This is a genomic window from Streptomyces sp. NPDC057249 (genome assembly GCF_042669245.1).
Classification (GTDB): Bacteria; Actinomycetota; Actinomycetes; order Streptomycetales; family Streptomycetaceae; genus Streptomyces.
Genome location: NZ_JBHUXS010000008.1, coordinates 236,671 through 247,231 on the forward strand (window position 1 = coordinate 236,671; position 10,561 = coordinate 247,231).

The window sequence follows — 10,561 nt, forward strand, 5'->3', positions numbered from 1 at the left end:
GCCCGTGTGCCGAACTCGGCCCGGCGGACCTCCGGCCGGGCCTTGTCACGCTAGCCGCCCACGCCCGCTCCCGGCCGGTCGGCGGCGGCGAACCCGCCGCACGCGTGGCCCGGGCCGCATCGGGTTGACGCATGTGAGAACGGTGTGTCCAGCACCGTTTCCGGGGCGCCATACGCTCGTTGGGCACGGACGGAGGTCCGCGGCAGGCCGGAGGCCGAGCCCGCCCGGGCCGCAGCGGCAGGCGGGCGGGCGCCCGGGAAGCCCAGTCACGACGGAGCAGCGCGATGGATGTCACCGATGTGCACCACTCCTACCGGCGGCACGCCGTCCTCCGGGGCGCCGGCCTCCGGCTGGGTCCGGGCGTCCTCGCCGGGATCGTGGGGGAGAACGGGGCCGGCAAGTCGACCCTGCTCAAGATCCTCGCCGGTGAACTCCGCCCGGACCGGGGCACGGTGCGGCACAGCGGCAGATTCGGCTACTGCCCGCAAGCCGTCGTGCTGGACGACTCGTTCACCGTCCGCCAGCACCTCGATTTCTTCCGGCACGCGTTCGGCCTCCGGGACCTCCGGCGCGCCCGCGAGGTGATGGAGATCCTTGCCTTCACCGAATACCTGGACCAGCGGGCGGGGCTCCTCAGCGGAGGCTCCCGCCAGAAGCTGAACCTCACGCTGGCGCTCATGCACGATCCGGACGTCCTGCTGCTGGACGAGCCCTACCAGGGGTTCGACTGGGAGACCTATCTGCGTTTCTGGGAACTGGCGACGAGTCTGCGCGACGCCGGACGCTCGGTGCTCGTCGTCTCGCACCTGGCTTACGACATCGGCCGACTGGACGTGCTGTGGCGGCTGGAGGACGGACGCCTGCACCGCCAGGACACGCGTAAGGAGGCGACGGCGTGAGGCGGCACTGGTCCCTGTTCGTCACGGCGTCCCGCTACGCGTTGATCGGCCACGCCCGCAACCGGTTCGCGATGCTGCTGGTCGTCGTGTACATCCCCGTGTGGATCGGGCTGGCCTACGTGGCCATCCCGAGCCGGGCGGCGCCGTTCCGGTTGCGGGCCACCGGCGAGATCCTGGCGCCGCCGGGCAACCACCTCACCCAGATCACCGGCGCGCTCAACGCGGTCACTCTGATCGCCGGCTTCATGATGTTCGCGGCGACCTTCACCGGAGGAGCCTTCGACCGCCGCCTGGCCATGGCGGGGTACCCCAGGTACCACCTCGTCCTCGCCAAGCTCACCGCGCTGACCCTGGTCTGTACGGCCGTCGCCGCGTATGCCACCGTGGCGGCGGGCTTCGCCTGGGCCCCGAGGCAGCCCTTCGTGCTGGCCGCCGGGCTGTTCCTCGCCGCGCTGACCTACGGCGCCCTGGGAGTGGTCTTCGGATCGGTGCTCCGCCGCGAGGTGGAGGGGATGTTCGCCATTCTCATGATCAGCATTCTCGACGTGGCGCTGCAGAACCCGCTCTCCAGCTCGGGCTCGGACAGCCCGGTCGTACGCTTCCTGCCGACCTACGGCTCCGTACAGGCCAGCATGTCCGCGGCCTTCTCCGACGCACCGGCCGGCGAAGGGCTCGCGATCCAGCTCCTCTGGCTCACCGGCGCCGCGTGCGCCGGACTGCTGGTCTTCCGCAGACGCACCCGCGACGCGCTGTCGCAACGGGGGACGGCGAGGGTGCCGGCACCCGCCCGGTCCCGGAAGGCGGCGGACGTGCGGCCCGCCCGCACGCGACAGCCGTGACCTACGGATGCCGGTGATCGTTCCCCAGCCGTCGGGCGCTCACGCGGCGCCGGCGACGACATCCCCCCGTGCAAGGAGTACTCAGCCCATGAACCTTTCGCGTACCGCCAGGAGCACCGTCCTCACCGCGGTTCTGCTGTCCGCGACCACGCTGGCGGTCCCGGCCCCGGCGCAGGCCGCCCCGCTGCCGCCCGCGTGCCAGGAGGCGCTGCTCGAAACCCTCGACAAGTTCCCCGTCGTCGACTTCACGGTCCCGGACAAGGCCAAGAACACCCTGCTCGCCGAGGTTCTCGGTCTGAGCGAGGCCGACCAGCAGGTGTTCACCGAGCAGGCGTGCGCGGCCTGGAACAGCTGGGCGACCGCCAACGGTCAGGCCGTGGCCGCCGACCTGGACACGCGCTACCGCAACGCGGCGGGACCCGTGTGCAACAAGTTCGCGAAGTCGTCCCTGGCGACGATCAAGAAGTACGCCCCGAACGTGCCCGCCGAGACGCGTGACCTGGAGAAGCTGGCCAAGCGGATCTGGACGGACTCCATGGAGAAGCTCGCCGCGAACGCCACCAACGCCGATTGCCGCAACGCCTACACCACGGCGAAGGCCGGCTGGTAGCGGAATCCGCGTGTCGTGCCGCGGCCCGCCGGTGAGCAGCCGGCGGGCCGCGGCGTTTCGCTCAGCAGGCGGTCGCTTCCTCGACCGTGGCCCGTACGTGCAGGACCGCGTCGAGGCCGGTGAGCCGCAGCAGGCGCTGGAGAGGGGGCCGGGGCCCGGCCACCCGCAGGGTGCCCGTCCGGTGGGTGAGGATCAGCAGGTTCAGGAGGGACGAGTCCGCGAACGTGATCCCCGACGCGTCCAGGACGACCTTCGGATGCGTCCAGACGGCCATGGTCAGCGCCTCTTCGAGGCGTGCGATCGACTGCGCGTCGCAGGAGCCATGGGCCGCGACCACCCGTACGCCGTCTCGTGTGTGCTGCGTCACCGCGGCCTGCGCGGGGGCCGCCGAGAGCGCACTGCTCGTGCCGGCGCCGCTCGCGCGTGCTGCCGGAACCACTTCGCCGTACGACACCCCGAGCCTCCTGTGACTCTCACCATGTCAATGAATACACGAAAAGTATGTCATGTAGTTGAGGACGGGCAAGGGGTCGCGCTTAGATGGGGAACATGCCTGGAGTACCCGAATCCCACACCGGATGGACGTTCCTCACCAACCACGCGCGCGTACTCGCGACCATCGCCGAGGGCCCGACCGTCCGCATCCGTGACATCGCCGCACGCTGCCGGCTGACGGAGCGCGCGGTCCAGCGGATCATCGCCGACCTCGAAGAGGCCGGATACCTCTCCCATAGGCGAGAGGGCCGCGCGAACACATACCGCATCGAACCGGACAAGGTGCTCCGCCACCCCGCGGAAGCCGGCCTGTCCGTGGCCTCGCTGCTCACCCTCCTCGTGCAGGACGAGGCGGATCGCGGGCAGGGAGCCGGTGAAGACGCCGTGAAAGCCGCGTATCAGGGACGTGTTCGGACGGTAGAGGTGTGACGCTGCGTCACCCCTGCGGCAGGTGAGCCGATTGCCATCGAGGTCCGGCCTGCGTGATAGTTGCCGCAAGGCAATGTTTGTCCGTCCAGTTGGAAGGTGGTGCGGCTCGCCGCAGGCGGGTCCCCCCTCATGGCTCCTCCCCAGGGAACTCCCGTTACGAAAACCGACGAAAGCCCGGCATCCGGGGCCTGGTCCACCGCCCCCTACCCGGTGATCCAGAGCGGTGCGAACGGGGTGCTGACCGGGCTGAACCCCGCGGCCTCCCGGCTCCTGCCGGACGCCCGCCCGGGCGCCACGATGGCCGAGGCGGCCCCGGCCTGGCTCGCACGGGCGGACCGCGACGTGCGCGATCCGGCGGCGGGCGCGTCCGCGGACCCCCGGGCGGGAACGGTCCCGTCGGCGGCGGGCCGGATCGGCGCCCGCAGCTTCGAGGCACACGCCGGCCACGGCGGCAACGGTGACGTGGTGTGGTGGCTGGTCGACGACACCGACCGCCGGCTCGCCGAAGAGGCGCTGGCCACCGAACGCGAACGGACCGCGTTCCTCGCCGAGGCGTCCAACGTCCTGCTCGCCTCGTTGAACACCGACCGGTGCGTGTCGGCGACGGCCCGGCTCGCCTCCCGGTACCTCGCCGAGGCGGCGGTCGTCGTCTCGCCGGCCAAGGGGGACAAGCTGCCCCTGGCCCACGCGGTGGCCGGCCAGGAGACCGTGCGCGGCCTCGTCACGGCCGACGCTTCCGAGGTGCCGGGCCTGGACGAGGCGCTCCAGGGTTTCCCACCCGTGCCCTCGCGCTGGATCGACCCCGCGTCCCTGCCCGCGTGGGTGGTTCCCGAGGGGTACACCGGACCGATCACCTCGGTCGTCGTCGCACCCCTGCCCGGACAGGGGGTCCCGGCGGGCGCCCTGGTCCTGTTGCGGAGCGGCGGCCAGTTCACCGACGACGAGCAGCTCGTCGCCCGGCTGTTCGCCGCGCGCGCCGGCGCCGCCCTGTCGGCCGCCCACCTCTACGCGGAGCAGAGCGCCGTCACCCGCACCCTGATGCAGGACCTGCTGCCGCCCCGGCTGCACCGCGTCCACGGCGTCGAGTTCGCCGGCGGCTACCGGCCCGCCGCCGCCCGGGAACGCGTCGGCGGCGACTTCTACGACGTCCACCCGGCCGGCACCGAGAAGGACGACTCCTCGCTGGTGGTCCTGGGCGACGTGTGCGGCAAGGGGCTGGACGCGGCCGTGCTCACCGGCAAGATCCGCAACACCCTTCAGGCGCTCGTCCCCATGGCGGACGACCACCAGAGGGTGCTGAGGCTCCTCAACGACGCACTCCTCAACTCCCACCACACCCGCTTCGCGACCATGGTCCTGGCCTCGGTCCGGCGGACGGACCACCTGGTGCGCCTGCGGCTGACCGCCGCCGGGCATCCCGTACCGCTGGTGGTGCGGGCGGACGGCCGGGTCGAGGAGATCCGGACCCAGGGCACCCTGGTGGGGGCGCTGCCCGACATCGAGTCCCGTACCGCCGAGACCGTGCTGCGGCCCGGCGAGACGTGTCTGCTCTACACCGACGGGTTCACCGAGGCGCGGGGCGGCCCGCTCGGCGACGAGATGTTCGGCGAGAGGAGACTGAAGCGGGCCCTGTCCGAATGCGCCGGGATGCCCAGCGAAGCCGTGGTCGAGCGCGTCCAGATGCTCGCCGCCGAGTGGGTGCGCGGCGGTGGCCACGACGACATGGCCGTCGTCGCGATCACCGCCCCCCGGACCACCCACCTCAGCGCGGTGGACGGCCACACCCGGGGCAGGTACACCGCATGACACCCTGCCTGACCGAACTGCGCGACCTCCTCCTCGCAGCCGCCCTGGACCGTGACGAGTTCACCGCCGCCGGCATCGTCACCGGAGCCCTCGACGACGGGGTGCCCGCCGAGGCGGTGCTTCTGGACGTCATCGCGCCCATCCAGGCGAAGGTGGGCACGGAATGGGCGGCCAACCGCCTCACCGTGGCCCAGGAGCACGCCGCCAGCGCCATCGTCGAGCGAGTGATCACCGCGCTCGCCCACCACCCCGCCGCCCGCACCACTCCCCGGCACGGGAGGGTCACCGTGGCCTGCGTGGAACAGGAATGGCACTCCCTGCCCGCCCGGCTGCTGGCCGAGGTCCTCACCCTGCGGGGCTGGCAGGTCGACTTCCTGGGAGCCCAGGTCCCCACCCCCCACCTGGTCTCCCATCTGCACCACACCGGCGCGGACGTCGTCGCCCTCTCGTCCTCCCTGCCGACCCGGCTGCCCTCGGCCCACGCGGCGATCACCGCCTGCCAGTCCGTGGGAGTGCCCGTCCTCGTCGGAGGGGCGGCCTTCGGACCCGACGGCCGCTTCGCGCGCATGCTCGGCGCGAACGCCTGGGCCCCCGACGCACGCACCGCCGCCGACCGGCTGGCCGCGGGCCTCGCCCCGCCCGTCCCGGCGGACATCCGGCAGCGGATCGACGACCTGCCGCACCTGGTCGACCAGGAGTACACCCTGGTCGCGCGCACCCAGGGGCAACTGGTCAAGCAGGTGCTGACGCAACTGGACGACCGCTTCCCGGCCATGGCCGCCTACACGGACGTGCAGCGCGAGCGCACCGCGGAGGACATCGCGCACATCGTGGAGTTCCTGACCGTGGCCATCTACACCGACGACGACGAGCTGTTCACCACCTTCATGACGTGGACCGCGGACATCCTCACCGCACGCCGCGTTCCCGCCCGCTCCCTGCCGCCCGTCCTGGACATCCTGGCGGCCGCACTCAAGGACTTCCCCCGGGCCGTCCGGCCGCTGGAGCGGGCGAGGACCGTCCTCGCCGACGTCACCGCAGCACACCCCGGAGCACCCGCATGAGCGTCCCGTCCCTCCGTCTCACCGTCGAAACGGGCGGGACAACCACCCGGCTGCGCCTCGCCGGCGTCCTCGACCACGACACCACCGACGCATTCGGCGCACGCGCCACGGCATGCGTCGAGGCCGACCCCGCGCCGGCCGAACTGCGCCTGGACTGCGCGCAACTCCGGCTCTGCGACTCGATGGGGCTCGCCGCCCTGCTGATGATCCACCGCCGCACCGCCACGCGCGGGATCGCCCTCGTCCTGGACGACCCGCCGGCTTCCCTGGAGCGGATGCTCCGCATCACCGGAACACGGCACCTCTTCGCACCGGGGTCCGCGGACGCGGAGAGCCCGGACGAAGTGAGTGAGACGACCGACTGAAGGCCCGGTCGAGTGCCCGGTCACGGCAGGGCGGGCAGCGCCATCACCACCGTGATCCGTTTGCCGTCCGGGTGGACGCCGACGGAGACCCGGGCGGCGAGCAGTCGCACCAGGGGCCAGCCGTAGCCGCCGATCCTCGGCGCCTCCGCCCGCACCCGCGGCCCCGTCGCGGGCAACTCGGCCGGGACCTCGCTGCTGGCATCGCCCACGGTGATCCGCAGCCCCTCACCCGTCACCTCGGCCTCGAACGCGGTCAGCCGGCCGCCGTGCCGGAAGGCGTTCGTCACCAGTTCCGACGTCACCAGCAGCGTGTCGTCCACCACACGGGCCGGCCACCCGTCGAGCGCGGCCCCGAAGCGCGCCGAAAGCAACGCGGTCACGATGTCCCGCGCAGCCGCCGCGTTCTGCGGAACGGCCGAAAGCACACCTTCCGGTTCACCGCCCACTTCTACCACGACCCGCACACACCCCCGCCCCGGCGGACCGACGCCCTCAGCACTGGAGCGCGGCTTCGACGTCGTCCGCGAACCGGAACGCACCGGCCGTACCCGTGACCTCGAAGAGCCTGCGCACGCCGGAGTGCAACGGTCCGGCCAGCACCAGCGGCACGCCAGCCGCCACGTGTTCCCGCTGCCCGCCCAGCAGGGAGTGGAGCGCAGCGGAGTCGGCGAACGTCACCCCGGACAGGTCGACCACCGTCCGTACACGACCGTCCGCCACCGCGCGGGACAGCGCCGCCGACAGGTCACCGCTGCCCGACCACCCGTCCAGACTGCCCCGGACCCGGATCAGCACCACGTCGCCGGCCGTCTTCTCGAGGCCGACCCCCCGTTCATCTTCCGCCATGAGCCGTATCCTCCTACGCCGCGCCCCCGGACCGGCGCCCGGGGTCGGACGGCGGTCCGGGACGGGCGTCGGGACGTGCGCCTCCGTGTGCGCCGGGCGGCGCCGGACCGGTCAGCAGCGACCCCCCTACGCTCGCTGGAGCAGGTGATTCCGGTTCGGGCGCGTTCCGCGCTCACGTGTCGTGGGCAATTTCCGACCAGCGGTCCTCACCGTTGGGAGGGACACCCCACATGACGAGTCACGCGACCGAAGCCGCACTCGAAAGCCTTTTGAACCGAGCCCTTCAGGCCACCGGCACCGGCGACTGCTGGACGACCCGGACCGACGAGGCATGGTGCCGCGTCGCCCCCCGGTCGGCGACCCGGCGCGACCAGGGCTGGAAGCTTCACCTGTCGGCAACGGCCGCCTCCGCACCGACGGTCCTCGTCAGGGCCCTGGACGTACTGCTGCCGGACACCTCGGCGTTCAAGTTCGCCCGGTCCCTCGACCAGGTGAGCACCCTCAACTCCCGCGCCACACCCCGGGGCAGCTCCGGAAAGTTCATCACCGTCTACCCGCGCTCGGACGCCGACGCGGTCCGCCTCGCCCGCGAACTGCACGCGGCGACGGCCGGACTGCCCGGCCCCCGCATCCTCTCCGACCAGCCCTACGCCCCGTACAGCGTGGTGCACTACCGCTACGGCGCCTTCACCGGGCGGCAACGCCTGTCGGACCAGGGCCTGCTGATCTGGTACATCGAGGACCCCGACGGCAACCCCGTCGAGGACGAGCGCAGCGGCCGCTACGCGCCACCCCCCTGGGCCGTCTGCCCCTTCCCCGCCACCGTGCCGCTCCCGCCCCCGGCGGCGGAGGCGGCGAGCGGTCCCGTCCTCCTCGGCGGTCGCTTCGCGGTACGGGAGGCGATCCGGCACACCAACAAGGGCGGGGTCTACCGGGGCACCGACGTGTCGACCGGCGCGCCCGTGGTCATCAAGGAGACCCGGCCCCACGTGGAGGGCGACGCCTCCGGGCGCGACGTCCGCGACTGGCTGCGCGCCGAGGCCCGGATGCTGGACAAACTGAAGGGGACCGGGCTCGCCCCCGACGCCCTCGCCCTCTTCGAGCACGGCCGGCACCTGTTCCTGGCCCAGGCCGAAGTCCCCGGCGTCGCCCTGCGCACCTGGGTCGCCGAGCGCTTCCGCGACCTCGGGAGCGAGGAGTACCGCCGCGAGGCGCTCGCCCTGGTCGCCCGGCTCGTCGACCTCGTCACGGCGGCGCACGCCCACGGCTGCGTCCTGCGCGACTTCACACCCGGCAACGTCATGGTCCGCCCGGACGGTGAACTGCGCCTCATCGACCTGGAACTCGCCGCCGACGAGACGGGCTCCTGCCTGCCGACCCGGGTGGGCACCCCCGGTTTCAGCGCCCCCGAGCGCCTGCGGGACGCCCCCGTGTCCGTGACGGCCGACTACTACAGCCTGGGTGCCACCGCGTGCTTCGTCCTGACCGGCAAGGTCCCGAACCTGCTGCCCGAGGAGCCCGCCACCAGGACCGGCGAGGAACGGCTCGCCGGCTGGCTCGGCGCCTGCACCGGGCCCGCGAAGCCCCCGGCCGCCGTGGCGGAGATGATCACCGGGCTGATGAAGGACGAGCCCGCCGCCCGCTGGGACACCCGCCGGGCGCGCGAAGCCCTCCGCGCCCCGGCCCCCGGCCGCCCCACGCGGACCGCACCGGTCCGGGACGAGGACCTGGACCATGCGGTGGCCGGACTCGTGAACCACCTGGTCGACACCGCGACCCCGGCGGACGACCGGCGCCTGTGGCCCGTGTCCACCGCGGCCGGCGAGACCAACCCGTGCACCGTGCAACAGGGGGCGGCCGGGCCCCTGGCCGTCCTGACACGGTACTTCGAACTGACCGGGGACCCCCGCCTGCCCGAACTCCTCGCGACAGCCGGCCACTGGATCGCGGACCGCACCCGCCCCCGGACCACCCGCCCCGGCCTGCACTTCGGGGACCTCGGCACCGCCTGGGCGCTGTACGAAGCCGGCCGGGCCGTCGCCGACCAGGCGCTCATCGACCACGCGCTCGCCCTCGCGCTGACCCCGCAGGAGCCCACGCCCCACCACGACATCACCCACGGCACGGCCGGCAGCGGCATGGCCGCCCTCCACCTGTGGCAGCGCACCGGTGACCCGCGCTTCGCCGCGCTGGCCGAGGACGCGGCCGACCGGCTGGCCTCCGCCGCGCGGCGCGATGACGCGGCGGTGAGCTGGGCCGTACCCGCCGAAGCGGTCTCCGGCGAGGCCGGCAAACAGTACCTGGGCTTCGCCCACGGCTCCGCCGGCATCGGCTGCTTCCTCCTGTGCAGCGCGGTCGCCTCGGGACGCCAGGACCATCTGCGGCTCGCGGTGGAGGTCGGCGAACACCTCCTGCGCAGCTCGGTACGGATCGGCGACGCGGCCCAGTGGCCCGCCCAGGCCGGCGACGAACCCACCGCCCCGTACTGGTGCCACGGCTCGGCCGGCATCGGCACCTTCCTCGTACGGCTCCGGCAGGCCACCGGCGACGACCGGTTCGGCGAACTCGCCCGCCGCTGCGCCCCGGCCGTCACCGAACGCGCCCCCCGGGCCCCGCTGTCCCAGTGCCACGGCCTCGCGGGCAACGGCGACTTCCTGCTCGACCTGAGCGCCGCCACGGGGGAGCCCGCACACCACGCCATGGCCGACGCGATGGGCCGCCTCGCCGTCACCGAAGGCGCCCGCCGCAACCGGCACGTGGTCTTCCCCAACGAGTACGGCGACGTCTCGACCAGCTGGAGCGACGGATCGGCCGGAATCCTGGCCTTCCTCCTGCGGCTCCGCCACCCGAGCTCCCGGCACTGGCTCGCCCAGTTGCCGGGCTGAGCGGCAGAGAACCTGCCGCCGAACCACAAGAAGAAGGAGAGAACCATGGAAATCCAGACCCAGGACCTCGAACTCCTCGCCCACCTCCACGCCCTCCCCGAGACCGACCCCGTCGGCGCCGACGCGGCGGCGTTCTCCGCCACGTGCGAGTGCATCGGCCTGCTGACGGTCCTCAACACGGTCTGCATCGGCATCAGCTGCGCCTAGGACCGGCCCACCGTCCGGCCGGGGGAGGCCCCCGGGTCGACCCCTGGAGGGACCGGGACGCGGATCCGACTCGCGCGCGGCCGCCGACGCTGAGCGCGTCGCTCACGGGGGTGGGC

At 73.0% G+C, this 10,561-nt stretch carries 12 protein-coding genes; 9 read left to right on the top strand and 3 right to left on the bottom strand.

Annotated elements, in window-relative coordinates; all coding sequences use genetic code 11:
- The first annotated feature begins 284 nt into the window (after positions 1-284).
- The 3 genes from ACFUJY_RS17420 (at position 285) to ACFUJY_RS17430 (ending at position 2,348) form a co-directional block, all read left to right on the top strand.
- Positions 285-899 carry an ATP-binding cassette domain-containing protein gene (locus ACFUJY_RS17420; protein WP_383299927.1) on the top strand — a complete coding sequence of 205 codons (615 nt, stop codon included), beginning with the start codon at positions 285-287 and terminating at the stop codon, positions 897-899.
- Positions 896-1,738 (top strand): ABC transporter permease, encoded by an 843-nt coding sequence (locus tag ACFUJY_RS17425; RefSeq protein WP_383299929.1) that lies wholly within the window; start codon positions 896-898, stop codon positions 1,736-1,738. Before ACFUJY_RS17420 ends, ACFUJY_RS17425 begins: the two co-directional genes overlap by 4 nt.
- An 88-nt stretch (positions 1,739-1,826) precedes the next feature.
- Entirely contained in the window at positions 1,827-2,348 is a 522-nt protein-coding gene (locus tag ACFUJY_RS17430) for a hypothetical protein (RefSeq protein ID WP_383299931.1), read from the top strand.
- A gap of 61 nt (positions 2,349-2,409) precedes the next feature.
- Here the strand turns inward: ACFUJY_RS17430 and ACFUJY_RS17435 are convergent, their stop codons facing one another.
- Positions 2,410-2,802, bottom strand: a complete 393-nt coding sequence (locus ACFUJY_RS17435) for an STAS domain-containing protein (protein WP_383299933.1) — start codon at positions 2,800-2,802, stop codon at positions 2,410-2,412.
- 95 nt (positions 2,803-2,897) lie between these two features.
- Here ACFUJY_RS17435 and ACFUJY_RS17440 point away from each other — a divergent pair, with 95 nt between their 5' ends.
- From ACFUJY_RS17440 to ACFUJY_RS17455, 4 genes are all read left to right on the top strand, one after another.
- The gene (locus ACFUJY_RS17440) at positions 2,898-3,272 is read left to right on the top strand and encodes a helix-turn-helix transcriptional regulator (RefSeq protein ID WP_383299936.1); all 375 of its coding nucleotides are present in this window, start codon (positions 2,898-2,900) and stop codon (positions 3,270-3,272) included.
- Positions 3,273-3,401: 129 nt separating this feature from the next.
- The gene (locus ACFUJY_RS17445; protein WP_383299939.1) at positions 3,402-5,078 is read left to right on the top strand and encodes a PP2C family protein-serine/threonine phosphatase; all 1,677 of its coding nucleotides are present in this window, start codon (positions 3,402-3,404) and stop codon (positions 5,076-5,078) included.
- Positions 5,075-6,142 (top strand): B12-binding domain-containing protein, encoded by a 1,068-nt coding sequence (locus ACFUJY_RS17450; protein ID WP_383299942.1) that lies wholly within the window; start codon positions 5,075-5,077, stop codon positions 6,140-6,142. Before ACFUJY_RS17445 ends, ACFUJY_RS17450 begins: the two co-directional genes overlap by 4 nt.
- A complete protein-coding gene (locus ACFUJY_RS17455) occupies positions 6,139-6,507 on the top strand; it encodes an STAS domain-containing protein (protein ID WP_383299944.1) in 369 nt (122 codons plus the stop codon). Before ACFUJY_RS17450 ends, ACFUJY_RS17455 begins: the two co-directional genes overlap by 4 nt.
- Positions 6,508-6,527: 20 nt before the next feature.
- Here the strand turns inward: ACFUJY_RS17455 and ACFUJY_RS17460 are convergent, their stop codons facing one another.
- Entirely contained in the window at positions 6,528-6,971 is a 444-nt protein-coding gene (locus ACFUJY_RS17460) for an ATP-binding protein (RefSeq protein WP_383299947.1), read from the bottom strand.
- Positions 6,972-6,999: 28 nt separating this feature from the next.
- Positions 7,000-7,353, bottom strand: coding sequence for an STAS domain-containing protein (locus tag ACFUJY_RS17465; protein WP_383299949.1), 354 nt, complete (start codon positions 7,351-7,353; stop codon positions 7,000-7,002).
- A gap of 230 nt (positions 7,354-7,583) precedes the next feature.
- Here ACFUJY_RS17465 and lanL point away from each other — a divergent pair, with 230 nt between their 5' ends.
- On the top strand, positions 7,584-10,238 hold the full coding sequence (gene lanL, locus ACFUJY_RS17470) for a class IV lanthionine synthetase LanL (protein ID WP_383299952.1): 2,655 nt from the start codon (positions 7,584-7,586) through the stop codon (positions 10,236-10,238).
- A 45-nt stretch (positions 10,239-10,283) separates the two neighbouring features.
- Positions 10,284-10,445 carry a VenA family class IV lanthipeptide gene (locus ACFUJY_RS17475; protein WP_361026241.1) on the top strand — a complete coding sequence of 54 codons (162 nt, stop codon included), beginning with the start codon at positions 10,284-10,286 and terminating at the stop codon, positions 10,443-10,445.
- Positions 10,446-10,561: the final 116 nt, after the last annotated feature.

What these genes read in the sequence shown, in the direction of transcription:
- ACFUJY_RS17420 (WP_383299927.1), top strand. Translation starts at nt 285, where the DNA reads ATGGATGTCACCGATGTGCACCACTCCTACCGGCGGCACGCCGTCCTC.
- ACFUJY_RS17430 (WP_383299931.1), top strand. Translation starts at nt 1,827, where the DNA reads ATGAACCTTTCGCGTACCGCCAGGAGCACCGTCCTCACCGCGGTTCTG.
- ACFUJY_RS17440 (WP_383299936.1), top strand. Translation starts at nt 2,898, where the DNA reads ATGCCTGGAGTACCCGAATCCCACACCGGATGGACGTTCCTCACCAAC.
- ACFUJY_RS17445 (WP_383299939.1), top strand. Translation starts at nt 3,402, where the DNA reads ATGGCTCCTCCCCAGGGAACTCCCGTTACGAAAACCGACGAAAGCCCG.
- ACFUJY_RS17450 (WP_383299942.1), top strand. Translation starts at nt 5,075, where the DNA reads ATGACACCCTGCCTGACCGAACTGCGCGACCTCCTCCTCGCAGCCGCC.
- ACFUJY_RS17455 (WP_383299944.1), top strand. Translation starts at nt 6,139, where the DNA reads ATGAGCGTCCCGTCCCTCCGTCTCACCGTCGAAACGGGCGGGACAACC.
- ACFUJY_RS17465 (WP_383299949.1), bottom strand. Translation starts at nt 7,353, where the DNA reads ATGGCGGAAGATGAACGGGGGGTCGGCCTCGAGAAGACGGCCGGCGAC.
- lanL (WP_383299952.1), top strand. Translation starts at nt 7,584, where the DNA reads ATGACGAGTCACGCGACCGAAGCCGCACTCGAAAGCCTTTTGAACCGA.
- ACFUJY_RS17475 (WP_361026241.1), top strand. Translation starts at nt 10,284, where the DNA reads ATGGAAATCCAGACCCAGGACCTCGAACTCCTCGCCCACCTCCACGCC.